Annotated in this window: 25 protein-coding genes and 1 pseudogene; 23 read left to right on the forward strand and 3 right to left on the reverse strand. The window is 61.5% G+C overall.

Translation table 11 applies throughout. The annotated features are described in order from the left end of the window. The first annotated feature begins 90 nt into the window (after positions 1-90). From tkt to fba, 5 genes and pseudogenes are all read left to right on the forward strand, one after another. On the forward strand, positions 91-2,085 hold the full coding sequence (gene tkt / locus BI364_RS01455) for a transketolase (RefSeq protein WP_070077241.1): 1,995 nt from the start codon (positions 91-93) through the stop codon (positions 2,083-2,085). Between the two features lie 67 nt (positions 2,086-2,152). Further along, positions 2,153-3,160 (forward strand): type I glyceraldehyde-3-phosphate dehydrogenase, encoded by a 1,008-nt coding sequence (gene gap, locus BI364_RS01460; RefSeq protein ID WP_070077242.1) that lies wholly within the window; start codon positions 2,153-2,155, stop codon positions 3,158-3,160. 109 nt (positions 3,161-3,269) lie between these two features. Further along, positions 3,270-4,447: pseudogene (locus BI364_RS01465) on the forward strand (phosphoglycerate kinase). A gap of 128 nt (positions 4,448-4,575) precedes the next feature. Then, on the forward strand, positions 4,576-6,021 hold the full coding sequence (gene pyk, locus BI364_RS01470; protein ID WP_070077243.1) for a pyruvate kinase: 1,446 nt from the start codon (positions 4,576-4,578) through the stop codon (positions 6,019-6,021). Between the two features lie 91 nt (positions 6,022-6,112). Beyond that, positions 6,113-7,177, forward strand: coding sequence for a class II fructose-bisphosphate aldolase (gene fba, locus BI364_RS01475; RefSeq protein WP_070077244.1), 1,065 nt, complete (start codon positions 6,113-6,115; stop codon positions 7,175-7,177). 100 nt (positions 7,178-7,277) lie between these two features. Here the strand turns inward: fba and bioD are convergent, their stop codons facing one another. Together bioD and BI364_RS01485 are read right to left on the reverse strand one after the other, a co-directional pair. Beyond that, positions 7,278-7,964, reverse strand: coding sequence for a dethiobiotin synthase (gene bioD / locus BI364_RS01480; protein WP_070077245.1), 687 nt, complete (start codon positions 7,962-7,964; stop codon positions 7,278-7,280). A gap of 57 nt (positions 7,965-8,021) precedes the next feature. Beyond that, complete coding sequence (locus BI364_RS01485; RefSeq protein ID WP_070077246.1) at positions 8,022-8,918, reverse strand: phosphoribosylaminoimidazolesuccinocarboxamide synthase; 897 nt, start codon at positions 8,916-8,918, stop codon at positions 8,022-8,024. A 114-nt stretch (positions 8,919-9,032) separates the two neighbouring features. Between BI364_RS01485 and purE the strand changes: the two genes are divergently transcribed. Then, positions 9,033-9,530, forward strand: coding sequence for a 5-(carboxyamino)imidazole ribonucleotide mutase (gene purE / locus BI364_RS01490; protein ID WP_070077247.1), 498 nt, complete (start codon positions 9,033-9,035; stop codon positions 9,528-9,530). Next, positions 9,527-10,675 (forward strand): 5-(carboxyamino)imidazole ribonucleotide synthase, encoded by a 1,149-nt coding sequence (locus BI364_RS01495; protein ID WP_070077248.1) that lies wholly within the window; start codon positions 9,527-9,529, stop codon positions 10,673-10,675. Before purE ends, BI364_RS01495 begins: the two co-directional genes overlap by 4 nt. Here BI364_RS01495 and BI364_RS01500 read toward each other — a convergent pair. Continuing rightward, positions 10,672-11,601, reverse strand: a complete 930-nt coding sequence (locus BI364_RS01500) for a LysR family transcriptional regulator (RefSeq protein WP_070077249.1) — start codon at positions 11,599-11,601, stop codon at positions 10,672-10,674. The two genes, BI364_RS01495 and BI364_RS01500, sit on opposite strands and share 4 nt — an antisense overlap. A gap of 256 nt (positions 11,602-11,857) precedes the next feature. On the opposite strand from BI364_RS01500, the gene BI364_RS01505 reads away from it, so the two are divergent. The 16 genes from BI364_RS01505 to BI364_RS01580 all read left to right on the forward strand — a co-directional run bounded on the left by BI364_RS01505 (position 11,858) and on the right by BI364_RS01580 (position 25,268). Further along, positions 11,858-13,279: a form I ribulose bisphosphate carboxylase large subunit gene (locus BI364_RS01505; protein ID WP_070077250.1), complete on the forward strand. Its 1,422-nt coding sequence runs from the start codon at positions 11,858-11,860 to the stop codon at positions 13,277-13,279. Positions 13,280-13,360: 81 nt separating this feature from the next. Then, a complete protein-coding gene (locus BI364_RS01510; RefSeq protein ID WP_070077251.1) occupies positions 13,361-13,687 on the forward strand; it encodes a ribulose bisphosphate carboxylase small subunit in 327 nt (108 codons plus the stop codon). Positions 13,688-13,778: 91 nt separating this feature from the next. After that, complete coding sequence (locus BI364_RS01515; RefSeq protein ID WP_070077252.1) at positions 13,779-16,475, forward strand: CsoS2 family carboxysome shell protein; 2,697 nt, start codon at positions 13,779-13,781, stop codon at positions 16,473-16,475. Positions 16,476-16,480: 5 nt separating this feature from the next. After that, entirely contained in the window at positions 16,481-18,046 is a 1,566-nt protein-coding gene (locus BI364_RS01520; RefSeq protein ID WP_070077253.1) for a carboxysome shell carbonic anhydrase, read from the forward strand. Then, positions 18,043-18,291: a carboxysome peptide A gene (locus BI364_RS01525; RefSeq protein WP_070077254.1), complete on the forward strand. Its 249-nt coding sequence runs from the start codon at positions 18,043-18,045 to the stop codon at positions 18,289-18,291. The genes BI364_RS01520 and BI364_RS01525 overlap by 4 nt, the downstream gene beginning before the upstream one ends. A 9-nt stretch (positions 18,292-18,300) precedes the next feature. Continuing rightward, on the forward strand, positions 18,301-18,567 hold the full coding sequence (locus BI364_RS01530; protein ID WP_070077255.1) for a carboxysome peptide B: 267 nt from the start codon (positions 18,301-18,303) through the stop codon (positions 18,565-18,567). A gap of 81 nt (positions 18,568-18,648) precedes the next feature. Beyond that, positions 18,649-18,945 (forward strand): BMC domain-containing protein, encoded by a 297-nt coding sequence (locus BI364_RS01535; RefSeq protein ID WP_070077256.1) that lies wholly within the window; start codon positions 18,649-18,651, stop codon positions 18,943-18,945. Positions 18,946-18,993: 48 nt separating this feature from the next. Then, positions 18,994-19,293 (forward strand): BMC domain-containing protein, encoded by a 300-nt coding sequence (locus BI364_RS01540; protein WP_070077257.1) that lies wholly within the window; start codon positions 18,994-18,996, stop codon positions 19,291-19,293. Positions 19,294-19,340: 47 nt separating this feature from the next. Further along, positions 19,341-19,679 carry a BMC domain-containing protein gene (locus tag BI364_RS01545; RefSeq protein WP_070077258.1) on the forward strand — a complete coding sequence of 113 codons (339 nt, stop codon included), beginning with the start codon at positions 19,341-19,343 and terminating at the stop codon, positions 19,677-19,679. Positions 19,680-19,692: 13 nt separating this feature from the next. Further along, positions 19,693-20,139: a ferritin-like domain-containing protein gene (locus tag BI364_RS01550; protein ID WP_070077259.1), complete on the forward strand. Its 447-nt coding sequence runs from the start codon at positions 19,693-19,695 to the stop codon at positions 20,137-20,139. Further along, positions 20,136-20,399, forward strand: a complete 264-nt coding sequence (locus BI364_RS01555) for a 4a-hydroxytetrahydrobiopterin dehydratase (protein WP_070077260.1) — start codon at positions 20,136-20,138, stop codon at positions 20,397-20,399. Before BI364_RS01550 ends, BI364_RS01555 begins: the two co-directional genes overlap by 4 nt. A 9-nt stretch (positions 20,400-20,408) precedes the next feature. Then, on the forward strand, positions 20,409-21,035 hold the full coding sequence (locus BI364_RS01560; protein WP_070077261.1) for a ParA family protein: 627 nt from the start codon (positions 20,409-20,411) through the stop codon (positions 21,033-21,035). A gap of 5 nt (positions 21,036-21,040) precedes the next feature. Continuing rightward, positions 21,041-21,289 carry a hypothetical protein gene (locus BI364_RS01565; protein ID WP_156782583.1) on the forward strand — a complete coding sequence of 83 codons (249 nt, stop codon included), beginning with the start codon at positions 21,041-21,043 and terminating at the stop codon, positions 21,287-21,289. Between the two features lie 47 nt (positions 21,290-21,336). After that, a complete protein-coding gene (locus tag BI364_RS01570; RefSeq protein ID WP_083251089.1) occupies positions 21,337-22,245 on the forward strand; it encodes a CbbQ/NirQ/NorQ/GpvN family protein in 909 nt (302 codons plus the stop codon). A gap of 27 nt (positions 22,246-22,272) precedes the next feature. Then, positions 22,273-24,621: a nitric oxide reductase activation protein NorD gene (locus BI364_RS01575; protein ID WP_070077263.1), complete on the forward strand. Its 2,349-nt coding sequence runs from the start codon at positions 22,273-22,275 to the stop codon at positions 24,619-24,621. Between the two features lie 5 nt (positions 24,622-24,626). Next, positions 24,627-25,268 carry a BMC domain-containing protein gene (locus BI364_RS01580; RefSeq protein ID WP_070079813.1) on the forward strand — a complete coding sequence of 214 codons (642 nt, stop codon included), beginning with the start codon at positions 24,627-24,629 and terminating at the stop codon, positions 25,266-25,268. Position 25,269: the final 1 nt, after the last annotated feature.

Consider the following 25,269-nt stretch of genomic DNA (forward strand, 5'->3'; position numbering starts at 1 on the left):
CTGGGTTTCGCCTCGTCGCGTATCCCCGACGTGGACCGGCACCGACATGGGCCCAACGGATTCGTCCAGTCTATAGGGAGATCTAAAGCTATGCCTTCGCGTAGAGAGCTTGCAAACGCCATTCGTGCGCTCAGCATGGATGCGGTTCAGAAGGCCAATTCCGGCCACCCGGGTGCGCCTATGGGCATGGCCGACATTGCCGAGGTGCTGTGGAACGATTACATGCAGCATAACCCCGCTAATCCGGGATGGGTCAACCGCGATCGTTTCGTGATGTCCAATGGTCACGGTTCGATGCTGGTTTATTCGTTGCTGCATCTGACCGGCTACGATCTGCCGATGGACGAGATCAAACGCTTCCGTCAGCTGCATTCCAAGACCCCTGGGCATCCCGAATACGGTTACACGCCTGGCGTGGAGACGACTACCGGCCCGCTGGGTCAGGGCATTACCAACGCGGTCGGCATGGCCATCGCGGAAAGGGCGCTGGCGGCACACTTCAACCGCCCCGGTCACTCGATTGTCGACCACCACACCTACGCCTTCCTCGGCGACGGCTGCATGATGGAGGGCATCTCGCACGAGGCCTGCTCGTTGGCGGGCACTCTGGGTCTCGGCAAGTTGATCGCCTTTTATGACGACAACGGCATTTCCATCGACGGCGAGGTCGAGGGTTGGTTCACCGACGATACCCCCGCCCGTTTCGAGGCTTACGGCTGGCATGTGGTGCGTGACGTCGACGGTCACGACGCCGGTGCGGTCAAGGCTGCGATCGAGATCGCGCGTGCGGTCACCGACAAACCGACGATGATTCAGTGCAAGACCATCATCGGCTGGGGATCGCCCAACAAGCAGGGTAAAGAAGAGTGTCACGGCGCCGCATTGGGCAACGAGGAAATCGCTCTGGTGCGCAAGACTATCGGCTGGGACGCGGCTCCCTTCGAGATTCCTGAGGCGATTTACGAAGGTTGGAGCGCGCGTGAGCGTGGCGATACCCAGGAAGCAGCCTGGAATGAGCGGTTTGCCGCCTATCAGGCTGCGAACCCAGAATTGGCTGCCGAGTTTGAGCGCCGCATGAGCGGTGAGCTACCGGCCGACTGGCAGGCGAAGTCCCAGGCTTACCTGCGTCAGGTGGCCGAGAAGGGTGAAACCATCGCCTCGCGCAAGGCCTCGCAAAACGCCATCGGCGGCTATGCGCCAGCACTGCCCGAGTTGCTCGGCGGCTCCGCCGACCTGGCCGGCTCGAATCTGACCTTGTGGCCTGGCGCCAAGGGTATCAGCCACGAGGATGCGGACGGCAACTATCTCTATTACGGTGTGCGCGAATTCGCCATGACCGCAATCATGAATGGCATCGCCTTGCACGGGGGCTTCATCCCCTATGGCGGCACCTTCCTGATGTTCTCGGACTATGCGCGGAATGCGGTACGCATGGCGGCGCTGATGAAGCAGCGCGTGATTCTGGTTTACACCCATGATTCCATCGGCCTCGGTGAAGACGGTCCGACCCATCAGCCGATCGAGCAGGTTTCGAGTCTGCGTCTGATCCCGAATCTGGACCTGTGGAGGCCCTGTGATGCGGTTGAAACCGCAGTTGCCTGGAAGCGGGCGATCGAGCGGACGGACGGGCCCTGTGCGCTGATCCTGTCGCGTCAGAACCTGCCGCACCAGTCGCGTAGCGACGAGCAGCTTGCATCCATTGCCCGCGGTGGTTATGTCCTGAAGGACTGCCAGGGGACACCCGAGGCGATCCTGATCGCTACGGGTTCAGAAGTCGGTCTTGCCATGGATGCGGCGGCGCAGCTTGAGGGGAAGGGGCGCCGCGTACGCGTAGTTTCCATGCCCTCGGTCGATGTCTTTGAGGCGCAGGACGAAGCCTATCGTGAGGCAGTATTGCCGCGTGCCGTGCGCGCACGCGTTGCTGTCGAGGCGGGTGTGACCAACTTCTGGGGCAAATACGTGGGTCTTGACGGCGCCGTGGTCGGCATCGACCGCTTTGGTGAATCCGCACCCGCCGGCGAGCTCCTGAAGTATTTCGGCTTCACCACTGAGCGCGTGGTCGAGGCCGTCGAGGGAGTGCTCTGAATCCGCATTGGGTGACGCGCCACGAGAGCGCGCGCGATATAAGTTGCTTAATGACTGGGAGAGTCACATGACTGTGAAAGTAGGTATCAACGGCTTTGGTCGCATCGGCCGCATGGCCTTCCGCGCCATCGTGCAGGAGGCCGAATTCAATGGGCTTGAGGTGGTTGCCATCAACGACCTGCTCGATGCTGATTATCTGGCCTATCTGCTCAAGCACGATTCGGTTCATGGCCGCTTCAAGGGCGAAGTCGTCGTCGAGGGTGGGCAGCTGATCGTCAATGGCAAGCCCATTCGACTGACTGCAGAGCGCGACCCCGCCAATCTTAAGTGGGGCGACGCTGGTGTCGAGCTGGTGATCGAGTGCACCGGATTCTTCCTCACGGAGGAGACTTGCCAGAAGCACATTCAGGCGGGTGCCAGAAAGGTCGTGCAGAGTGCGCCCTCAAAGGACGCGACGCCGATGTTCGTCTACGGCGTCAACCACGAGGCGTATGCCGGCCAGGCCATTTCCTCGGCGGCGTCCTGCACCACGAACTGCTTGGCGCCTGTCGCCAAGGTGCTGAATGATAGCTTCGGTATCAAGCGCGGCTTGATGAGCACGGTGCATGCCGCGACCGCGACCCAGAAGACGGTGGACGGGCCCTCCGGCAAGGATTGGCGCGGCGGACGCGGAATTCTCGAAAACATCATCCCGTCTTCCACCGGCGCAGCCAAGGCCGTGGGCAAGGTGTTGCCCGCGCTTAATGGCAAGCTCACCGGCATGGCCTTCCGCGTACCCACCTCTGACGTTTCGGTGGTCGATCTGACCGTCGAGCTTGAGCGCCCGGCTTCTTATGCCGACATCTGCGTCGCGATGAAATCCGCATCCGAGGGGGAGCTCCAGGGCGTGCTGGCCTACACCGAAGAAAAGGTGGTATCCACCGATTTCCGAGGTTATCCGGCACCTTCGATCTTCGATGCCACGGCGGGCATCGCCCTGGACGAGACCTTCGTCAAGGTCGTGGCGTGGTACGACAACGAGTATGGCTACACCTGCAACATGCTGCGCTTCGTCCGTCACGTGGCAGCAAGCTAAGACGGTAAATCGTCGGGGTGCGCGAATCGTGCGCCCCGACATTGCCCGCAGAGAGATTTTCGGTAACCGTAAACTTACCCAAAATCTTTCGAACTCAGGAGCGCACGGTATGTCCTTCATCAAGCTGACCGACCTCGATCTTGCCGACAAACGGGTGCTGATTCGTGCCGACCTCAACGTCCCACTCAAGGATGGCAAGGTCAGCTCGGATCAGCGCATTCGTGCCTCGCTAGCGACCATCGAGCATGCGCTGGCCGCAGGCGCGCGGGTAATGGTGATGTCGCATCTTGGTCGTCCCGATGAGGGAGTCTACGACGAACAGTATTCGCTCGCGCCGGTCGCCGATCACCTGGCGGGACTGCTCGGTCGCCCGGTACGGCTGATCAAGGACTACCTGGAGGGTGTCGATCTCGCCGAGGGCGAACTGGTCATTCTGGAAAATGTGCGTTTCAACAAGGGCGAAAAGAAGGACGACGAGGGTTTGTCACGTCGTTATGCGGCCTTATGCGACATCTTTGTGATGGATGCCTTCGGTACCGCCCACCGCGCTCAGGCCTCGACGCACGGTGTGGGCAAGTTTGCATCGGTTGCCTGTGCTGGGCCGCTGCTTGCCGGCGAACTGGAGGCGCTGGGCAAAGCGCTGGACAACCCGCGCGGCCGATGGTGGCGATTGTCGGTGGTTCCAAAGTGTCTACCAAGCTGACGGTGCTCGAGTCCCTGTCCAAGATCGTTGATCAGTTGATCGTAGGCGGCGGTATCGCGAATACCTTCATCGCAGCCGCTGGTAAGCCGGTAGGCAAATCTCTTTGCGAGTCCGATTTGCTCGATACCTGCCGGCGATTGACTGCTGAGGCCCAGTCGCGTGGGGCGGATATCCCAGTGCCGACCGACGTGGTCTGCGGCAAGGAATTTTCCGAGGCGGCCGTCGCCGAACTCAAGTCCGCCGATGCCGTGGCCGAAGACGACATGATCTTCGACGTCGGCCCGCAGACATCGGCCCAGTTCGCCGAAATCCTCAAGCGCGCCGGTACCATCGTCTGGAACGGCCCGGTGGGCGTGTTCGAATTCGACCAGTTTGGCGAGGGCACCAAAGCGCTTGCCTTGGCAATCGCCGAATCGGACGCCTTTTCGATTGCCGGTGGTGGCGATACCCTGGCGGCAGTGGATAAATATGGTATTGCGGACCGCATTTCCTATATTTCGACCGGCGGCGGCGCCTTCCTTGAGTTCCTCGAGGGTAAGCAGTTGCCAGCGGTTGCGATGCTGGAAGCGCGGGCGCGGGATTGATGGGCCCGATTCGGCCGAGGTGTCATACCTTGGCCATCTGGGCGGTTTAGGGTGCCGGAAGTCTTCCGGACACGCGTCGCCCGCGGCGTATTGCGCGGGCACACACGGCTCACAGGAGTCTTTAGAGCATGCGACGAACCAAGATAGTGGCGACCATGGGCCCGGCCACGGATCAACCCGGCATGATCGCCGCGATTGTGCGGGCGGGGGTGGATGTCGTTCGACTCAATTTTTCCCACGGCAGCCCCGAATCTCACCGCGAGCGCGCGGAGATGATCCGGGCCGAGGCGGCACGTCAGGGACGCTATGTGGGCGTGCTCGGTGACCTGCAGGGTCCGAAAATCCGTATTGATCGCTTCGCCGAAGGCAAGGTTAACCTGATCGATGGGGCGCATTTTATCCTTGATGGGGCATTGGGACGCGACGATGGCACTCAGGATCGGGTCGGCCTGACCTACAAGACACTGCCCGATGATGTGGTGACGGGCGATGTGCTCCTGCTCGACGATGGGCGTATTGTCCTCGAAGTGGAACGCGTCGACGGTACCGAAATTCATACCCGGGTAGTGGTCGGTGGCGAATTGTCCAACAACAAGGGGATCAATCGCCAAGGTGGCGGTTTGTCCGCGAGTGCGTTGACTGACAAGGATCGCGAGGACATCCGTACCGCCGCAGAGATCGGGGTCGACTATCTGGCGGTGTCGTTTCCGCGTAGCGCGGACGACGTCAATGAGGCGAGGCGTTTGCTGCGCGAGGCAGGGGGGCACGGCGGCATCGTCTCCAAGATTGAGCGTGCTGAGGCGTTGTCGGCCATCGAGGAAATCATCGAGGCCTCCGATGTGATCATGATCGCGCGCGGCGATCTCGGGGTCGAGATTGGTGATGCCGAATTGCCGGGGGTGCAAAAGGATCTGATTCGCAAGGCGCGCGCCATGAACCGGGTAGTCATCACCGCCACCCAGATGATGGAGTCGATGATCCAGAATCCGATTCCCACACGCGCTGAGGTCTTCGACGTCGCCAATGCGGTACTCGACGGAACGGATGCGGTGATGTTGTCGGCCGAAACGGCGACCGGACGCTTCCCGGCCAAGGCGATATCGGCGATGGGCCGTATCTGCGAGGCCGCGGAAAAACGCCGCTCGGCAATGGTGTCCGAACATCGCATGGACGTCGAATTCCAGTACGTAGACGAAGCCATCGCCATGGCCACGATGTATACCGCCAATCACCTGAAAGTGCGCGCAATCGCGGCGATGACCGAATCCGGTTCCACCTGCCTGTGGATGTCTCGCATCAGCACCGGGATACCGGTCTACGCGATGACCCGTCATGAGCAAACGAGTAGAAAGGTTTCGCTTTACCGCGGCGTGTATCCCGTGGCCTTCGAGACGATCCAGGCCAGCCACGCAGAGGCCAACCGCCAGGCGGTGAAGTTACTGCTGGAACAGGGCGTCGTAAGCGAGGGCGACCTGGTCATCATCACCAAGGGCGACATGATGGGCATGCACGGCGGCACGAACGCGATGAAGCTCGTGCGCGTGGGCGACCCAATCCTGTCGGACACGGCCTGATGCCGGCGCGATTCGACGACGAGACAGACCCGATCGCGTACAGAATTCATGCAACGCTTTAAAACCCACCACAATACCTAAGGAGGTCAACATGGCCCTCATTTCCCTACGTCAGTTGCTGGACCATGCCGCCGAACAAGGCTATGGCATGCCGGCGTTCAACGCCAACAACATGGAGCAGGTGCATTCGATCATGGATGCGGCCCGCGCGGTCGACAGTCCCGTGATCATTCAGGCCTCAGCCGGCGCTCGTAAATACGCTGGCGAACCCTTCCTGCGCCACCTGATCGTGGCCGCCGTCGAGCAGTATCCCGAGATACCGATCGTGTTGCATCAGGATCATGGTTCGGAGCCGGCCGTGTGTTTCCGCTCGATCCAGTCGGGCTTTACCTCGGTGATGATGGACGGTTCGCTGCAGGCCGACATGAAGACGCCTTCGACCTACGATTACAACGTTGAAGTTACGCGCAAGGTGACCGAGCTGTCGCATGCATTGGGCGTCTCCGTCGAGGGTGAACTCGGTTGCCTGGGTTCACTCGAAACCGGCATGGCGGGTGAGGAAGACGGTAGCGGTGCCGAAGGCAAGCTCTCGCATGACCAGTTGCTGACCGACCCGGAGGAAGCAGCCGACTTCGTCAAGAAGACCGGCGTCGACGCCCTGGCCATCGCCATCGGGACGAGTCACGGCGCTTACAAGTTCACGCGCCCGCCGACCGGGGATATCCTTGCGATTCAGCGCATCAAGGAAATCCACGCCCGTATCCCCAATACCCACTTGGTCATGCACGGTTCCAGCTCGGTGCCTCAGGAATGGCTGCAGATTATCAACAACTACGGTGGCGACCTGGGGCAGACCTGGGGCGTGCCGGTCGAAGAAATTCAGGAAGGCATCAAGCATGGCGTGCGCAAGGTCAACATCGACACCGACCTGCGTATGGCCAGCACCGGTGCGGTGCGCAAGTTCCTGGCCGAAAATCCGAAAGACTTCGATCCGCGTAAGTGGCTCAAGGCCTCCACCCAGGCGATGAAGGATATCTGCCAGGCACGCTTCGAGGCCTTCGGTGCCGCCGGCCAGGCGTCCAAGATCAAGGTGCTCAGCCTGGAGACCATGATCGGGCGCTATAAGCGCGGTGAGCTGGACGCCAAGATCAACTAAGGCGTTCGATTCGGCGTTTCACAAAAAAGGGCGGCCGCAGGGTCGCCCTTTTTTGTCGTGGGAGAGATCAGGCGTCGCGTGACGTCCGATTAATCCTCGCTCAGCGAGCGAATCGCCGCGCCAGCGCGGCCGCAAGTGGCTGCATGTCCGCTTCCGTGAGTACGCTATACAAGGGGACATCACCGACCAGGGCCGATAACTCGGTCAAGTTGTCGAGATGAGCGGGGCGTGCGGGATCCGGCAGGCGGTTGAGCACGACGCCAGCCACGGGCAGCCCACGTCGCGCTGCTGCCTCAAGGGTCAGCAATATGTGTCCGATCACGCCCAGGCGATCTGGCGCGAGTATTAGCAGCGGTAGCGCAAGGTGGCTTGCGAGATCTGCATTGAGTCCATCGCTTGCCAACGGCGAATAAAATCCGCCGGCACCTTCCACCAATAGAAAATCACCCGGTTCAACGTCTTGCCGGCAGGCGCGTGCGAGCTGGTCAATAGTCAGTGTCAGACCCTCAAGTGAGGCGGCACGGGCGGGTGATATGGCGGCCTCAAGCCGATAAGGCACCACGCTGTCCAAATGTTCGAGCGCGCCACTGGCGCGGTGCAATGCCACCGCATCCGCTGGCTGCAATTGTCCGTCCGCGCCGCGTACGCAGCCTGATTCCACGGGTTTCCTGACGCGGACGCGCCACTGAAGCGAGCGCAGCGTGCGCGTGAGATGCGTCGCAAATGTGGTCTTGCCGGTGCCGGTATCGGTGGCGGTGATGAAGAGGCCTGAGTGGTGTGCGCGCATGGTCTTGAGGCGGTGGTTGTGTGTAAGTGTCGGTCGCTTGTTCTTGAGCGGCCGCGATCAGTCTGATTGGCCGGTGAGGCGGAGGAGCGCCTCGGCATACTTGGCGCGGGTGCGGGTGATGATGTCTGCCGGCAGGCTGGGGCCTGGTGCTTTCTTGTCCCAGTCCAGGGTCTCCAGGTAATCGCGGACGAACTGTTTGTCGAAAGAGGGCGGATTTGCACCGGGGCGGTAGGCATCGGCCGGCCAGAAGCGAGACGAATCCGGTGTCAGTACCTCGTCGATGAGGACCAGTTCGCCGTTTTCGGGATCTCGGCCGAACTCGAATTTGGTGTCGGCGATGATGATGCCGTGTTCCAGGGCGTAGGTCGCCGCCTCGCGGTAGAGGGCGAGGCTGAGGTCGCGGACGCGTGCGGCCTCTTCGGCGCCGATGGTATCGCATAGATTTGCGAAATCGACGTTTTCATCGTGATCGCCGACAGCAGCCTTGGTCGAAGGGGTGAATATTGCTTCCGGCAGCTGGCCGGCAAGTGGCAGGCCGGTTGGCAGCTTGATGCCGCAGACGGCGCCATTGCGTTGGTAATCTTTCCAGCCTGACCCAATCAGATAACCGCGTACGATGGCCTCGACCGGCAAGGCTTCCAGCCGGCGCACGATCATGGATCGACCGATCAGGGGCGCGCGTTCGGCTGGATCGGGCAGCACATCCTCGAGCTGGAGATCAGAGAGGTGATTGCGGCACAGATGCGCGAGGCGTGCGAACCAGAATTGCGATATCCGGGTAAGTGTCCGTCCCTTGTCCGGAATAGGGTCGGGCAGGATGACGTCGAAGGCCGACAGGCGGTCGGTGGCAACGATCAGTAGGTGTCGGTCGTCGACGGTAAAGATGTCACGGACCTTGCCGCGATGGACCAGAGGCAGGCTGCTGATCTCAGCCTGGAAGAGGGTGTCGGCCATTCCGAATGACTCCATGGGCAAAACGCTATTGTATGCTTTCGAGGCGAATGCTTGGCATCGGCGGCGGGCTGGGCGAGAATTGAAAGCTTTTCGACCCACAATCTCGGGGTGAACATGCAGGATGCGCCGTTGATCGGCATTGTCATGGGCAGTGATAGCGACTGGCCGGTAATGGTTTGCGCTGTTGAGTGTTTGACGGCATTCGACGTGCCGCACGAGGCACGCGTGGTGTCCGCGCACCGCACGCCGGATTTGCTCTTCGAGTACGCCGAGCGCGCAGCCTCGCGCGGGCTGGCCTGCATCATTGCCGGTGCTGGCGGGGCGGCGCACCTGCCAGGCATGTTGGCCAGCAAGACCACGGTGCCGGTATTGGGCGTGCCCGTGCCCTCACGTCACCTCAAGGGGATGGATTCGCTGTTGTCGATCGTGCAGATGCCCAAAGGCGTGCCGGTCGCGACCTTTGCCATTGGTGAGGCCGGCGCCGCAAATGCTGCGTTGTTCGCGGTGGCCATGCTGGCTCGGGAGGATGCGGTACTGGCGCGTCGCCTGACCGAATTCCGCGAGGCGCAGGCGCGGAAGGCCGCGGCCATGACCTTGCCACCACAGACATGATCCTGCCAGGTGCTACCCTGGGACTGCTGGGCGGTGGTCAGCTGGGTCGACTGTTCGTGTTGGTGGCGCGCGAGATGGGTTATCGGGTGATCGTGCTCGATCCGGATGACCGCAGCCCGGCGGGCGAGTTGGCGGATGAGCATGTTTGTGCTGATTACCGCGATGCCGAGGCGTTGACGCGTTTGGCGTCGGCGTGCGCGGCGATCACCACGGAGTTCGAGAACATCCCGGCGGAGTCACTGAAGCTGTTGGCGCAACGATTGCCAGTCCATCCGTCCGCTGACGCCGTGGCTACGGCGCAGGACCGTCTGCGTGAGAAGCGCTTTCTACGCGACTTGGCTCTGCCGACCGCAGCCTTCGCGGCGGTGGGTTCGGCGGCGGACTTGCCGGTCGCGGCCGCTGCGGTGGGCTTCCCTGCGATACTCAAACGGGCGAGTTTCGGGTATGACGGCAAGGGCCAGATTCGCGTGGCCACGGCCACAGACCTTGAAGCGGCGTTCGTTTCGTTGGGCGGCGTTGCTTGCGTGCTGGAACAGCAGGTGGCGTTGGCGTGCGAAATTTCAGTAGTGCTCGCGCGCGCGACAAGCGGAGAGATGGTGTGCTACCCGGTAGCCGAAAACGAACACCGTAACGGTGTTCTGGCCGTCTCCACCGTGCCCGCGCAAATTGACGAAGTGCTGTCCGAACGGGCGTTGTCGATGGCCCGTAGCATTGCCGAAGCGCTGGAGTATTGTGGCGTGCTGGCGGTGGAGTTTTTCGTCACCCGCGAGGGTGAATTGTTGGTCAATGAGATGGCGCCGCGTCCGCATAATAGCGGTCACTACACGGTGGATGCTTGCGTGTGTTCTCAGTTTGAGCAGCAGTTGCGCGCGCTCTGTGGTTTGCCGTTGGGCGATACGCGTCTGCTCAGCCCAGTGTCCATGGTGAATCTGCTGGGTGATCGCTGGCTGCAGGACGGGGGTATTGACTGGGCGCAGCTTTATGCGACGCCCGGCGCCCGTCTGCACCTGTATGGTAAACACGAGACCCGCGCCGGGCGCAAAATGGGGCACTACTGCGTGCTGGCTGAGACGCGCGCGGCGGCGCAGGGTGCAGCCAGGGCGCTGGATGCCGCGCTATCGCCATCGACTGATCCGGCCGCTTAGGTTGTGGCGGCCATGTGCGTTCTGGGCAGGCGTACATGTTGCGCCGCCTCTGCCAGCACGTAGTCGTGAAAGGCCTGAGTCACCGGTGTATTGCGCTTGCCGCGCCGATGAACCATGTACCAGTCGCGCAGGATGGGGAAGCCATCCGCCTTGAGCACGACGATGCGCGCTGCCTCTAGCTCCAGCTCCAGGGTGTGAAGCGAGACGATGCCTAGGCCGAGCCCGGCCTCCACCGCGTGCTTGATGGCCTCGTTTGAGCTCATCTCCATGCCGGTCCGCAATTGTTGGCCATGCTGTTCGAAGAACCTCGCGATTGCGCCGCGTGTACCCGATCCCTGCTCGCGTAATACGAAACGCTCCTGCGCTAGGCGCGCCAGCGGAATCGATACTTCGCCGACCAGCGGATGTTCTGGCGCGGCGATCGCAACCAGCGGATTTTCCATGAATGCCTCGGCCTCCAAATCCATGTCGCTGGGAGGTTCGCCCATGATGACGATATCGGTTTCATTGTTGCTAAGTTGCTTGAGCAATGTTTCCCGATTGGTCACATCGAGGGAAATGGAAACCTCGGGGTACTGGCGGGAGAAATCGGCCAGCAGGCGCGTGGCGAAGTGGTTCGCGGTGGAGGCGACTGAGATGCGCAGCTGGCCTCGGCGCAGGCCCTTCATGCCCTCAAGTACCTCATCGGCCTCAGCGACGACTTCGTTGATGCGCTGCACGAAGCCATGTAATACACGGCCCGCGTCGGTGAGGTCGATGCGGCGTCCGAGGTGTTCGAACAGGGGGAGGCCGATATTTTCCTCCAGCTGCCGGACCTGCATGGAGACGGCCGGTTGCGTGAGGAACAGTTCCTCCGCGGCACGGGTGAAGCTAAGCTGGCGGGCTACGGCCTCGAAGGTCTTGAGTTGGCGGAAGGTGAAATTCATGATGCGCTCCTCAGGGGGTGTTGCGCTTGCCGGCACGGGACGCGCATCCTTTCATGATTGGGGTGTCGCATCGTTTGATATAGGCCAATGTATAAGTTTTTACTGATCAAAACAATCATTAAAATTGATTGTTCTTTATATTGAGGTTCGGACTAAGCTTGCCGGACCGTGATTAGGGTGGGTGTCCTACGACCGCGCGAGGCCCCAGATATCTGGATCGAATCAAGAGCTGCTTTCTGATCTGAGGAGACAAACTATGGCTGAAAAAAAATACAGTGCCGGTGTGAAAGATTATCGGCAGACATACTGGCAGCCGGAGTACGTGCCGCTGGATACCGACATTCTGGCGTGCTTCAAGATCACGCCGCAGGCTGGCATTGACCGCGAGGAAGCCGCTGCGGCAGTAGCCGCCGAGTCGTCGACCGGCACTTGGACCACCGTGTGGACCGACCTGCTGACCGACATGGATTACTATAAGGGACGAGCCTACCGCATCGAAGATGTGCCAGGCGACGATACCTGCTTCTACACCTTCATTGCCTATCCGATCGACCTGTTCGAAGAAGGTTCGGTGGTCAACGTGTTCACTTCCTTGGTGGGCAACGTGTTCGGTTTCAAGGCGATTCGCGCGCTGCGTCTCGAAGATGTTCGTTTCCCGATTGCCTATGTTAAGACCTGCGGTGGTCCGCCGAGCGGCATTCAGGTCGAGCGTGACAAACTCAATAAGTACGGCCGCCCGATGCTCGGCTGCACCATCAAGCCCAAGCTCGGCCTGTCGGCCAAGAACTACGGCCGTGCGGTCTACGAGGCCCTGCGCGGCGGCTTGGACTTCACGAAGGACGACGAGAACGTCAATTCGCAGCCGTTCATGCGCTGGCGCGACCGTTTCGAGTTCGTCATGGAAGCCATCCTCAAGTCCGAGCAGGAAACCGGCGAGCGCAAGGGTCATTACCTGAACGTCACCGCCCCGACGCCCGAGGAAATGTACAAGCGTGCGGAGTTCGCCAAGGAAATCGGCGCGCCGATCATCATGCACGACTACATCACCGGCGGCTTCTGCGCCAACACGGGTCTGGCCAACTGGTGCCGTGACAACGGCGTGCTGCTGCACATTCACCGCGCCATGCACGCGGTGCTCGACCGCAACCCGCACCACGGCATCCATTTCCGCGTGCTGACCAAGATCCTGCGCCTGTCCGGTGGCGATCACCTGCACACCGGCACCGTGGTCGGCAAGCTTGAAGGCGACCGTGCCGCAACGCTGGGCTGGATCGATCTGCTGCGCGAATCTTTCGTGCCGGAAGACCGCTCACGGGGCATCTTCTTCGATCAGGACTGGGGCTCCATGCCTGGCGCGTTCGCTGTCGCCTCTGGCGGCATCCACGTCTGGCACATGCCCGCGCTGGTCAGCATCTTCGGCGACGACTCTGTGCTGCAGTTCGGTGGTGGCACGCTGGGCCATCCTTGGGGTAATGCGGCGGGTGCGCATGCCAACCGCGTGGCGGTGGAAGCCTGTGTCGAGGCGCGCAACCAGGGTCGTGAACTCGAGAAAGAGGGTAAAGAAATCCTTACCGGGGCTGCCCAGCATTCGCCCGAACTCAAGGTTGCCATGGAAACTTGGAAGGAAATCAAATTTGAGTTCGATACCGTCGACAAACTCGATCTGGGTCACAAGTAATTTTGTGGCCGGATCGGACATGCGGTTAGAGATCAAGCCTATCCAAGCGCGCCACGGCGCAGAAAGAACAGGAGTATTGCAATGGCTGTGAACCCTTATATTTCAAGCAAGCGTTATGAGACGTTCTCCTACCTGCCGGCGTTTACGCCCGAGCAGGTGCGCAACCAGATCGCCTATGCCATTTCCCAGGGCTGGAACCCGGCGGTGGAGTACGCCCATCCAGACGATCAGGCCGACCACTACTGGCACATGTGGGGCCTGCCGATGTTCGGCGAGGATGCGGTCGACGTGGTGCTCAGCGAGATCGCAGCTTGTCATCGTGCCTTCCCGAACTATGTCGTGCGGTTTGTGGCGTATGACAACTATACCCAGAGCCAGGGTTTGGCTTTCGTGGTCCATCGCGGATAGCCGAAAGTCTGACCCTTGTTCGGTGACAAAAGGCCCGCCGCGGGTCCGATTGACCGGTGGCGGCCCATGTTGGTGAAAGAAGGTAAACGATATGACGCATACTCAGCCTGAAACTCATGCCGAGGCGCGGCTCTCGGGCCGCGAACTGGCACGCCAACGCCGTAAGGCGATGGCTTCCCAGGGCAAGCGCGCGGTCAAGCCGGCTCGCCAAGCCGCCGCTCACGTGGCGGCCGCGTCCGGTGGCCAGGTGTTGGCGAAGAAAAGTGCCCCTACGGCGGCAAGCGTTGCGCCGACCGGGCCGTCGGGCCGGATGCTGGCCCGGAGTCGACGCGAGGCGATGGCGCGCAACGGCAAAGCCGCGTTGCCGAACGCGCGGTCGAGTGGAAGGCCTGTGCGTGCGGCCCGGAGCGAGCCTGCTGGGGCGAAGAATTGTGCCGAAGCATGCTCCTGCGGTTGCAAGGGCGCGCGCGAGGATGCGTTGACCGTCGATACTGGGCAGTCGGCGGAACGTCGCGTTGCCATGGCGAGCGAGGCAACGTCACTCACCCCCAAGGAAATAGCCGCGCGTCTGGTGAAGAATCAGGTGCATGGCAGCGGGCGCGATATCGCACTGGCGCGTCGCAAGGCCCTGGGGCAGGAAGGCAAGGCGGGACTCAAGCGCGCGGCGCAGGCGACCAAGATCGCGAAGTATCTGCCTGAGAAGGACTGGCGGGTAGCTATTGCCAAGGGTGTAACTGGCCGCCAGGTGGCCATGCAGCGTCGCAAAGTGAGAGCGCTTGCCGGCCGCGGCGAGACAGGACAGTCCGCTGATGAGACGCGTAAGTCGGCCAGTCGCCGTACTGCGCGTGCGCTTGCTGCGCCGCCGAAGGTCGAGCAGGGCCATACGTTGTCGGGTCAGGAAGTCACCGGCACCATGGTAGAGCGTGCGCGCCAAGTCACCGGCAACGAATCGGGTTCATGCCGGTCCGTGACCGGAACCGAGTATATCGGCCTGGAACAATTTGACGCTTTCTGCCAGGCGCGACCCGAGGCGAATCCGGCCAAGGTCACGCTGAGCCGGACGCTGCATGGTCGCTCCGTGTCGGGTACCGAGGTGGCGCCCGACGACAGCGTTACGGGTGCGGAATCTGGCGCTTGTCGCGAGGTGACGGGTACACAGTATCTGTCCGCCGACCATTTCGAGCGTTTTTGCCCGACCCGGCCGCAGCCGCCGGCGAGCAAGGTGGGCATGACACGGACACAGAAAGACCAAGCGCTCACCGGCACGATGGTGCTTTCAGAGAGTCGTGTCACCGGCGGTGAAGCCGGCGCAGGCAGAGACATCACTGGCACCGGCTATGCGCGCGCCAAAGCGCCGAAGCCTGCTGCGGAAAAGGTGGCGGTCATGCATACGGCGAGTGGCGGCCAGGTGACGGGCACCACCGTCGGCCGTTCGGAGCACGTGACCGGTAACGAGCCAGGTACGTGTCGTGTCGTGAGCGGCACGGAGTATCTGAGTTCGGAGCAGTATGCCGCGTTCTGCGAAAACAGCCCGCCCCGGCCGCCGCGCAAGGTCAGTATCATGTCGACGCCAGCCGAACAGCCGGTAACGGGTACCTCGGTCTCGCGCGACGCGAAAGTGACAGGCAACGAGCCGGGCTCCTGCCGCGCCGTCACCGGTACGCCGTACTTTAATAGCCGTGATTTTGGCGATGTCTGTGCGAGCAATGGACCCGCCAAGGTGGGTGCAGCCGCGACACGGGCCGGTACGCAGGTATCCGGCACGGAGGTACGCTCCAACCCAAAAATGACAGGTGACGAGGAAGGTCGGTGCACCCTCGTCACCGGAACCGACTATGTCGGCGCGCAGGATTTGCGGGCCGTCTGTGTCGAAGGCACCCCGCCCGATCAGGCCGTAACCAAAGTAGCGGTTGATCGGACTTGGCAGGGCGAAACGATCACCGGTGCGGCTGTCGGTCGTGCCGCCAAAATGACTGGTGACGAATACGGCGGTTGCGCACCTATCAGCGGCACGCCTTACATCGGCCAAGGTCAGTATGTGCAGTTCTGCGAGCCGCGCGAAGCCGAGGCACAACTGGCGCGCGTGCCCACGCGTGGCATTGTTTCCGCCGCTGATATCACGGGCGACAGGCCGGGTGCAGGCGGATCCGTCATGACTGGCGACGAGCGCGGCGCGTGTGAACCAGTAACGGGTACGCCGTACGTGGGTCCGGACAATCTGTCTGCAGAATGCGCCATCGGTGGTGTCGGCAGCGGACGCTTCGTCGGTTCGCGCCGGGAAGTCGCTGAGCCGCCGCGGCCGTCTGCGCCTCGGGATTTCAGTATTGTGCCCCCCGCTAGGCAGGCATGCGAGGAGCGGCGCGGGCAGGCGGTGACCGGCGCACAAATCAACAGCGATCGGATTACCGGTAGCGCGAATCGCGCTCAGGGTCTGATCACGGGTACGCCTGAGTTTCGTCATCGCGACATCGATAGTAGGGCGGCCGAGACCGAGGCCGCTTCGGTAAAACTGCACAACAGGCCGAGCGACGAGGCAAGTCCACGCAATTTGCAGATCACGGGCGATACGTGGAGTGCGCAACAGAGAGAGAAGGTGACCGGCACCGAGGGCCACTTCTCCGTGATGCGCAACCCGACCCAGCGAGGCAATCCGCGGGGTGCGGGGCGCAATGCGCAAGGCCATCGTGACGTTGAGCGTCCGGAGGTGCCGGAAAGTCCAGTCACTGGCTCGGCAGGCGCCACAATGCGCGGTGCGGTTGTGACGGTGTCTAGAGGCGCACGCGGGTAAAGGCCATGCGTACGCGTACCCGACAACGCCAACCAACCCGCCGTGCCACGCGCTCGGTATCGCCTCTGCCCGGCGGTACTCTGTTGTCCGGCGCTGATGCGCTGATGCCCGCGCGCGTGATGCTGGCCAACCCGGCCTGCAATCTGGGTGAGAGCCAGCATTGTGAGCACGTGTTGGTCGATCGCGAGCTGAACAAGGCGCTGTATGGTTACGAGGGCATGCTGCAGGCTCGTTTCGACGGTGTTGACGAGACATTGAAGGCGGTGGCCGAACTGCCCCGAGACGAGGGGTTTGTGGCGCGGGCACAGCAGCTGGCGTGTACACGTCTCGGCTGTGAACTGCCGGCATTTATGTTGCAGGGGCCGTGGATCGCGGGGTTGGATATGCCCGCGCTGTACGCCCACTGTCTGTTCGAGATGTGTCGACACAGCGTGGCGCAGGCCCCGCAGGAGCAGCAGAGCTGGCTCAAGGGTATGGCGATCGACGATGCCTTCCTCACGGAGTGCGGCTACCACACGCTGGACATCACGCCCTGTGCTGATGGCCGCCTTCAGGGCGTGTTGCCCTTCGTGCTTCGGATTGCGCCGACCAGCGACGCGGTCGTGCTCAAGGCTTATGCGGGCGCATTGTTCGATATCGAGCTGGACATGGCTGACTGGAGCCAACGCGAGTTGGCGCAGCGCCTAAGTGGACGTCGCGAAACCCGCTATTTGAAGATGGCGGTGTACCACTACAGCAGTTCCAAACCATCTAGCGAAGGCTGCGCGGCGCATGGCAGCGACGAACAGGCGGCGCGCGATGCCGCGATCGACCGCTTGAGACAGCTGCGTAATGGCATTGCTCAGGCCTTTGGCGCCGGGCTCGGCCCAGATGTGCTGTTGCTCGGTGTGGATACGGACCTGGACGCGATCCGCGTACATTTTCCAGATGCGAATGGTGAGCCGACGGCAACGGCAACCGTGGACGCAGCGCGTATTTATCGCGAAACACTGGGCATGACGGCAGAGCAGGCGCGCGCACATATCGCATCGGCCGTCGAACAGGTCGCTGACAAGCTCCGTAGCACGGGCCGGGCAGGTATGAAGGCCCTGATTGCGAGATTGCTGGAAGCCAATCTGTCGCAAATCGAATATGTCATCCAGCACCATGAGGGGCGCTACGAAAGTCTTGGCCATGGTGAACGTTTCATTTGCGTCGGCGATCCCATCGACGATCTGCAGATGCGCAACCTCTATTACTTCGCGCATCTCGACACGCTAGAAGAAGGAGCAGCCTGCGTCGACGTCGGCATGCATATCTTCGAAAAGCTGAATCTGTCACGCGGCTTCCCGATACCGGTAATCGTGCATTTCAGCTATGCCTCGGTCATCCCGGGCGCGCGTGAGCGTGTGATCGAGCGAGGGGAGCGAGTGATGAGCGCTATACAAGCGCGTTACCGGGATCGCATGCCCTCAGGGATGATCAAATTCGCACTGTGCGTCAGCGATGCGACCGGAGCAGAGCGTTTGGCGCTGGTGCGTGAATGCGTTACGAATGCTCAGGCCGGAAACAGCGAAGGAATGGTTTCATGAAGATCATGCGGGTCGTGCAGACACTGGTGTCCACCAATCGGATCGATAGCATGGGTCATCGGCCGCTGCTGGTCGTGCAGGAAAAGGAAGGTGGGATACCGAGCGTCGCGATCGATGCGATCGGCTGCGTGCCTGGTGACTGGGTAATCTGCGTGGGTTCCTCGGCGGCGCGCGATGCGGCGGGCGCCAAGGATTTCCCATCTGACCTGACGATCGTGGGCATCATCGACCATTGGAATCCGTAGGGGAGTGCCATGGAGATTATGCGCGTGAAGGATGACCTCGTTTGCACACGACGCGCAGCGGGCCTAGGCGGCGAGGATCTACGCATCCTGGAATCGCTGAGCGGCGCGTTATCGGTAGCGGTGGATCCGGTGGGCGCACCTGCCGGAAGTTGGGTTTTCACGACTAGTGGCAGCGCCGCGCGCTATGCGCTGCCGGATCCGAGGACTCTGACCGATCTCACGATCTGCGGAATCATCGATCACTGGGAGGTAGCGCAAGCCTGCGGCATGAAGTGATGGTGGCGTGGCGAGCCGGCTGGCTTGAAACGCGTTATTGGTTTTTATTGAATCAATGTTGACATGAAAGGAGATGGACAAATGGCGGATTACAGCGGTGTAGCGTTGGGCATGATTGAAACCCGTGGCCTGGTGCCGGCGATTGAAGCGGCGGATGCGATGACCAAGGCGGCGGAAGTGCGTCTGATCGGTCGTCAGTTCGTGGGTGGTGGTTACGTCACGGTGCTGGTGCGCGGTGAGACGGGTGCGGTGAACGCGGCGGTTCGTGCCGGCGCTGATGCCTGCGAGCGTGTGGGTGATGGCCTGGTGGCAGCACACATCATTGCGCGCGTGCACAACGAGGTCGAGGGTATCCTGCCTAAGGCGCCGAGCGCCTGAAGCGAGCCCAAGGGCGAATTTCAATAATGATTGCTTGAGGAACTGAAAATGGCGGATTACAGCGGTGTAGCGTTGGGCATGATTGAAACCCGTGGCCTGGTGCCGGCGATTGAAGCGGCGGATGCGATGACCAAGGCGGCGGAAGTGCGTCTGATCGGTCGTCAGTTCGTGGGCGGTGGTTACGTCACGGTGCTGGTGCGCGGTGAGACGGGTGCGGTGAACGCGGCGGTTCGTGCCGGCGCTGATGCCTGCGAGCGTGTGGGTGATGGCCTGGTGGCAGCACACATCATTGCGCGCGTGCACAACGAAGTTGAGGGTATTCTGCCGAAAGCGCCACCGAGCGAGTAATCGCCAGCGCCGGCTTCGTACACAACGATTGATCGAGGAACAACTGAATGGCGGATTACAACGGAATAGCGCTGGGCATGATCGAAACCCGTGGTCTGGTGCCGGCGATTGAAGCGGCGGACGCGATGACCAAGGCGGCGGAAGTGCGCCTGATCGGTCGTCAGTTCGTGGGCGGTGGTTACGTCACGGTGCTGGTGCGTGGTGAGACGGGTGCGGTGAACGCGGCGGTCCGCGCTGGCGCTGATGCCTGCGAGCGCGTGGGTGATGGCCTGGTGGCGGCACACATCATTGCGCGCGTGCACAACGAGGTCGAGTGCATCCTGCCCAAGGCGCCCGACGCGTCAGGCAGTGGCCGCGACAGTGAGATCGCGCCTGCGCTCAGCTAAGGGGCTGAGCGGCATGAACCAGCGAGTCGATCCACGCACGCTCGGTTGGCTAAATCGAGCGCTTAATCACGAGATGAGCGCCGTACAACAGTACCTGGCCCAAAGCGTGCTCGCACGTTTGTGGGGCGATGAGGCGCTCTCCGCCAGACTGCGCAAGGAATGCATGGAGGAACTCGACCATGCGGAGTGGTTGATGGAGCGGTTGATTCTGGACGGAGTAGCGCCGAATGCCGGCACGCTCCCGCCCGCTCGGCTCGGCCGCGAGGCTAGGGCATTGCTGGATGCTGATCGCGAACTGGAGGTTGATGCCGTCGCTTTATACAAGATGGCACTGGCGCATGTGCGCCGCGTTCGCGACCCAGCCGGTGAGCAGTTGTTCGCACAATTGCTCACGGAAGAGGCTGAACACGTGCGCGAGCTAGATCGCCTCGATGACACAGCCAGGAGGCATGAGGAATGAGCGTAACACCGCCCGATGGCTGGACGACGAGCAGTGCGGGGCCGGCGACCTGGTTCAAGCGCTTCGAATTTTCCGATTACGCTAGGTTACGCCGCTTTCTAGACGATATGGCAGCGCTTGCGGAAGAGACGGGCGTACATCCCGACAATATCGGTTTTGGGCGCAATTATGTGAATGTCACCCTGGAGGCGCAAGCCGAACAGGATGTCCAGCAGGGCGACTTCATTCAGCGTCTGGACCGTTTGTCCGAGCAGGATTGACGAGCCTCCATGCACTATATCGCGGTGATCAATCAGAAGGGTGGGGTCGGCAAGACGACCATTTCGATCAACCTTGCGGCGGGTTTCGCGCAGCGGTTGCCCACGCTACTGATTGATCTCGACCCTCAGGGTACAGCGAGCGCATGGGCGTCTGTGGCCAGCCGCCCGCTGCCGATGCGGGTTAGCCACATGCCAGCCGGCTTTGATGCAAACCGGCCGGTTGCCGAGGGTGATCAGCCGGAAGTGGTGATTGTCGACTGTCCCCCGACCTTGGACAGCGATACGGTGATCCAGGTCCTGCGTTCGGTCGACCAGGTGTTGATCCCGGTGCTGCCGTCGCCGCTGGATCTGTGGTCCAGTTTGCGCTTAGCCGAATCCGTCGAGGAGGCTCAGCGCGTCAGCGGCAAGCTACAGGCGCGGCTCTTGATTAATCAGCTGGAGCCGCGTAGCGCGCTATCGAGTGCAATGGAGGGCGCGCTGCGCGAATTTTCCATTCCCTCTTTGTCGACGGCAGTACGTCGACGCGCGGTTTATCGCAGTACGGCGATGGAAGGCTTGACCGTATTCCAGGTGGGTACGAACGGCGCGCCAGCGCGCGCTGAATTCAACGCGATAATAGACGAGGTGCGGACATGACCAGTATGAGCGATAAGCTGAGCGCCAGCGTACGCAAGGCCAAGGCGCAAGGGGCTGAGGAAGCCAAGGCCGAGACGAAGACCGAATCGTCTGCGAGCACGCCGCGTAAGACAAGCAGCACGCGCCGTGCTGGTACGACACGAGCCGCCAGTCGCGCGGCCAAGCCTGCGGCCACTTCTCACGCCGAAGCCAGCGCATCGGCGCCTAAGGCCACATACGCAGAGCTTTTCCCGGCCCGGGTCTGGCCAGACTGATACCTCGCGTCACCCGCACTTGGCCCACTTTGGATCGGAACCCCATCATGCGCAGACTCACACCCAAGCAACTTCAGGCCCAGCATCGCCGCGAGGGCGCTAGACCCGCCGCCGAACAGACTTCCGCGCCGATCGCCGACGTCCCTAGCGGCAGCGCCGACCTGCTGGCCGACTACCGAGTGACCCAGGAGCCCTACTATCGGACCCTGGGTGATGAAGTTGAATTGTACGAGGCGGCCTACGAAATCCGCATGCCCATGATGCTCAAGGGCCCAACCGGCTGCGGCAAGACTCGTTTCGTCGAATACATGGCTTGGAAGCTCGGCAAGCCATTGATTACAGTTTCCTGCAACGAAGACATGACTGCATCGGATCTGATCGGTCGCTATCTGCTTGACGCTAACGGTACGCGCTGGCAAGACGGGCCGTTGACGCTGGCTGCACGCCACGGCGCGCTTTGCTATTTAGATGAGGTGGTCGAGGCTCGCCAGGACACGACCGTAGCCATTCATCCGCTAACCGATTCGCGTCGTATCCTGCCGCTGGAGAAGAAGGGTGAGGTGGTCCAGGCGCATCCTGACTTCCAGCTCGTGGTTTCCTACAACCCTGGCTACCAGTCGGTGATGAAGGATCTCAAGCAGTCGACCAAGCAGCGCTTTGGCGCCCTCGACTTCGACTATCCAGAGCACGATGTCGAAGTGGAGATTGTCGCGCATGAATCGGGCGTCGATGCTGAAACCGCTTCCAAGCTCGTACACATTGCAGAGCGCGCTCGAAATCTCAAGGGGCACGGGCTCGACGAAGGTCTTTCAACCCGCATGCTTGCCTATGCCGGCTCACTGATCGCCAAGGGCGTCGATCCGTTGAAGGCCTGCCGCGTTGCGCTGGTACGTCCGATTACCGACGATCTGGACATGCGCGACGCACTGGACGCCGCCGTGACGACCTATTTCTAGACGCCGCGACGACGACTGCACCCCCGCATGAGCATACGTCTGGAAGAGCAAAGCGCATTGATTGAGGCGCTGCCTGAGCGTACCGCATCACTGTTGCGCGACACTTGGTCGGAGGCAACACGGACGTTTTCCGGTGCCGGGCTGCGTAATTTTCTGCGCGGGGTAGAAGCATTCAATGACCTCGGCCGCAGCGAAAACCTTTTGCTCAGCTACATCGAGAAGGCGCCGCAGCTGGCGCGCGCAGTCGGCGAGGACAGTGTCCCGTTATTGGTCGAATTCATCCTGGCGATGTCCTCTAAAACCTCGGGCGAGGTACTGGGGCTGTTAGTGGATGCGGCGCCTGGCGCCGCTGCACGCCTGGGGGATATCGAAGTATTCACCCAATTTCTCGATCTGATGTCGCATGTGGCCGCCACCGCGCCGCGTGGTACACGGCCGCTGCTCGAACACCTGGATCGCCTGTTCAGCCAGCTCACCCTGGGTGGCCTGCGCCGCTGGGTGCAGTGGGGATTGAAAACCTACGCCAACGATATCGAGGGCCAGCATCGCTATTTCTCGCTGAAAAGCCCGGATTCGCTCAGCGTATTGCAGCGTGAACGCAAAGGCACGGTTTTCATTGAGGTGCAGCGGCGCCTCAACATGTATTTGCGTGCGATATGGGGGCGGGATTTCTTCATGCGCCCGACCGCAGGTGACTACGAGGATCGCGAGGGGCTACGCCCCTATATTGAGCGCTACGTTATCCATATCGCCGATGCATATGACGATTACCGCTCTGATGACGATACGTCGTCCGACGGCGTCGTCGTCGGTACGGACATCTACCGCGCGGCTGCCAACCATTGCGCCGCGCACTTGGTATTTACCCGCGAGCCACTGCCGTCGGAGGGTCTCAGTGCGCTGGAACGCGCGGTATGCGAGCTGATTGAGGACGCACGGGTCGAAACGCTGGCCTGCGCACGCTATCCAAACATGCGCAACGCTTGGCTGGCGATGCATCCGATACCTTCGACGGAGATACCGCAAACGCCAGGTGATCTGTTGCATCGACTTGCCTACAGCCTGCTGGATGAACAGCATGAGGATCCGCACGTTTGGGTTGCCGATGCGGTCGCACGCTTTCGTGCGCTACCTTCTCTGGAGAACGGGGTTTTCAGCCTGGAACTCGGCGTTCAGCTCGCACAGACCTTGACCGAATACGGTTTACCACCCTATCAGGCTCGACGTGACAGACAGCGGGCGATCTACCGTGACGACAACCGCTTCATCTGGAGCGGTGGGGACTACGATACGGATGAGGCGTTGATGGCGACATGGGAGCCCAAGCAGCAGCGCCGAGATATCAACGTGATGGAAATGGTCAATGCCGTCGATGTCGAATTCGCCGGCGACGATGCACAGGAAATCTGGGTGCTCGGTACCGAGTTCATGCTCGACGATGGTACCTCGCTCAACGAGCTGGAGGGTGGTCAACCGGTCAGCCTCCCGGTGCATTATCACGAGTGGGACTACCAGATACAGCTCGAACGTCCAGAGTGGGCAACGGTCATCGAGCGGCGGCCGCAGATGGGCGATATCGACACGATTGAGCAGACTCTCGATGAACTCAAGCCCACCGTCTCGCGGCTCAAACATAAGATCGAATCGCTGGTGCCGCAGGGGATGCAGCGCATCCGGCACCTGGAGGATGGCGACGACCTGGATATCGACGCGGCCGTGCGGGCGATGATTGACCTGCGCTTAGGGCGGCAGCCCGATCCTCGGGTCATGATGCGTAACCGTCTACACAATCGTGACGTCGCCGTACTGATGCTGCTCGACGTCTCCGAGTCGGCCAACGACGCGGTGCCGGGTGGCGACGAGACCATCCTGTCCTTGACCCGCAAGGCCTGCCTGGTGCTCGCCGAGGCACTGGAAAAGATCGGCGATCCTTTCGCGCTGCACGCGTTTTCTTCCGACGGCCGCCACGATGTCCGCTATCAGCGCATCAAGGATTTCAATCAGCCCTACGATGACATCGGCAAGGCCCGGCTCGCCGGCATGACGGCCGGTTATTCGACCCGCCTCGGCACGGCGCTGCGTCATGCCGGCAGCTATCTGCGCCAACTCCCGCAGCAGAAGAAATTGCTGCTGGTGATTACTGATGGTGAACCCGCTGATGTGGATGTTCGCGATCCCCAGTATCTGCGTTACGACGCGCGCTACGCGGTCGATGAATTGCGGCGCGAGGGCGTCGTGACCTACGGCCTGAGTTTGGACCCCTATGCCGATCAATACGTCTCGCAGATTTTCGGTGTTGGGCGCTATGCGGTCGTCGACCACGTCGAGCGTTTGCCGGAGAAACTGTCGACGCTTTACATGGGATTGACGCGATGAACCCGATGAATATCGAGTTGCGCACCTTCGTCTTCATCGACGCGTTGCAGCCGCAGCTTGCCTCCTATCTGGCGACCTCGTCACAGGGCTTCCTGCCGATTCCGGGCGACGCCTGCCTGTGGGTCGAGGTTGCGCCGGGCATGGCGGTGCATCAGTTGTCCGATCTCGCGCTTAAATCGACCAACGTGCGTATGGGCCAACAGGTGGTCGAGCGTTCGTTCGGTTCGATGGAAATTCACTTCCGTAACCAGAGTGAGGTCAAAGCGGCCGGCGATGCCATTCTTGGCCGGTTGGACGTGTCGGTCGAGCAGCGGATGGGTTGCAACATTCCCTGGCTGGAGATCATCCGTGCCATTACCCCGGATCACGCTACCCTGATCAACCGTCAGCAGCGCTACGGCTCCATGATTCTGCCGGGCAAGTGTCTGTTCATCATGGAAACGCAACCGGCCGGTTATGTCATCCATGCGGCCAACGAGGCGGAAAAGGCGGCCAACGTGACGCTGGTCGATGTCAAACCGTTCGGTAATTTCGGTCGTCTGACCATGATGGGCAATGATGCTGATGTCGAGCAGGCAGCGGAAGCGGCTCGACGGGCAGTGGAATCGATCAATCGGCGGGCAAAACCCGTGATGCAGGTGGACTGAG

It is taken from the genome of Acidihalobacter yilgarnensis (genome assembly GCF_001753245.1).
In the GTDB taxonomy this organism is placed as follows: domain Bacteria; phylum Pseudomonadota; class Gammaproteobacteria; order DSM-5130; family Acidihalobacteraceae; genus Acidihalobacter; species Acidihalobacter yilgarnensis.

What these genes read in the sequence shown, in the direction of transcription:
- BI364_RS01515 (WP_070077252.1), top strand. Translation starts at nt 13,779, where the DNA reads ATGACGCATACTCAGCCTGAAACTCATGCCGAGGCGCGGCTCTCGGGC.
- tkt (WP_070077241.1), top strand. Translation starts at nt 91, where the DNA reads ATGCCTTCGCGTAGAGAGCTTGCAAACGCCATTCGTGCGCTCAGCATG.
- BI364_RS01555 (WP_070077260.1), top strand. Translation starts at nt 20,136, where the DNA reads ATGAGCGTAACACCGCCCGATGGCTGGACGACGAGCAGTGCGGGGCCG.
- pyk (WP_070077243.1), top strand. Translation starts at nt 4,576, where the DNA reads ATGCGACGAACCAAGATAGTGGCGACCATGGGCCCGGCCACGGATCAA.
- BI364_RS01530 (WP_070077255.1), top strand. Translation starts at nt 18,301, where the DNA reads ATGGAGATTATGCGCGTGAAGGATGACCTCGTTTGCACACGACGCGCA.
- BI364_RS01525 (WP_070077254.1), top strand. Translation starts at nt 18,043, where the DNA reads ATGAAGATCATGCGGGTCGTGCAGACACTGGTGTCCACCAATCGGATC.
- BI364_RS01565 (WP_156782583.1), top strand. Translation starts at nt 21,041, where the DNA reads ATGAGCGATAAGCTGAGCGCCAGCGTACGCAAGGCCAAGGCGCAAGGG.
- BI364_RS01505 (WP_070077250.1), top strand. Translation starts at nt 11,858, where the DNA reads ATGGCTGAAAAAAAATACAGTGCCGGTGTGAAAGATTATCGGCAGACA.
- BI364_RS01560 (WP_070077261.1), top strand. Translation starts at nt 20,409, where the DNA reads ATGCACTATATCGCGGTGATCAATCAGAAGGGTGGGGTCGGCAAGACG.
- BI364_RS01535 (WP_070077256.1), top strand. Translation starts at nt 18,649, where the DNA reads ATGGCGGATTACAGCGGTGTAGCGTTGGGCATGATTGAAACCCGTGGC.
- BI364_RS01495 (WP_070077248.1), top strand. Translation starts at nt 9,527, where the DNA reads ATGATCCTGCCAGGTGCTACCCTGGGACTGCTGGGCGGTGGTCAGCTG.
- BI364_RS01500 (WP_070077249.1), bottom strand. Translation starts at nt 11,601, where the DNA reads ATGAATTTCACCTTCCGCCAACTCAAGACCTTCGAGGCCGTAGCCCGC.
- BI364_RS01570 (WP_083251089.1), top strand. Translation starts at nt 21,337, where the DNA reads ATGCGCAGACTCACACCCAAGCAACTTCAGGCCCAGCATCGCCGCGAG.
- fba (WP_070077244.1), top strand. Translation starts at nt 6,113, where the DNA reads ATGGCCCTCATTTCCCTACGTCAGTTGCTGGACCATGCCGCCGAACAA.
- BI364_RS01510 (WP_070077251.1), top strand. Translation starts at nt 13,361, where the DNA reads ATGGCTGTGAACCCTTATATTTCAAGCAAGCGTTATGAGACGTTCTCC.
- bioD (WP_070077245.1), bottom strand. Translation starts at nt 7,964, where the DNA reads ATGCGCGCACACCACTCAGGCCTCTTCATCACCGCCACCGATACCGGC.
- BI364_RS01520 (WP_070077253.1), top strand. Translation starts at nt 16,481, where the DNA reads ATGCGTACGCGTACCCGACAACGCCAACCAACCCGCCGTGCCACGCGC.
- BI364_RS01550 (WP_070077259.1), top strand. Translation starts at nt 19,693, where the DNA reads ATGAACCAGCGAGTCGATCCACGCACGCTCGGTTGGCTAAATCGAGCG.
- BI364_RS01575 (WP_070077263.1), top strand. Translation starts at nt 22,273, where the DNA reads ATGAGCATACGTCTGGAAGAGCAAAGCGCATTGATTGAGGCGCTGCCT.
- BI364_RS01540 (WP_070077257.1), top strand. Translation starts at nt 18,994, where the DNA reads ATGGCGGATTACAGCGGTGTAGCGTTGGGCATGATTGAAACCCGTGGC.
- BI364_RS01580 (WP_070079813.1), top strand. Translation starts at nt 24,627, where the DNA reads ATGAATATCGAGTTGCGCACCTTCGTCTTCATCGACGCGTTGCAGCCG.
- purE (WP_070077247.1), top strand. Translation starts at nt 9,033, where the DNA reads ATGCAGGATGCGCCGTTGATCGGCATTGTCATGGGCAGTGATAGCGAC.
- BI364_RS01485 (WP_070077246.1), bottom strand. Translation starts at nt 8,918, where the DNA reads ATGGCCGACACCCTCTTCCAGGCTGAGATCAGCAGCCTGCCTCTGGTC.
- gap (WP_070077242.1), top strand. Translation starts at nt 2,153, where the DNA reads ATGACTGTGAAAGTAGGTATCAACGGCTTTGGTCGCATCGGCCGCATG.
- BI364_RS01545 (WP_070077258.1), top strand. Translation starts at nt 19,341, where the DNA reads ATGGCGGATTACAACGGAATAGCGCTGGGCATGATCGAAACCCGTGGT.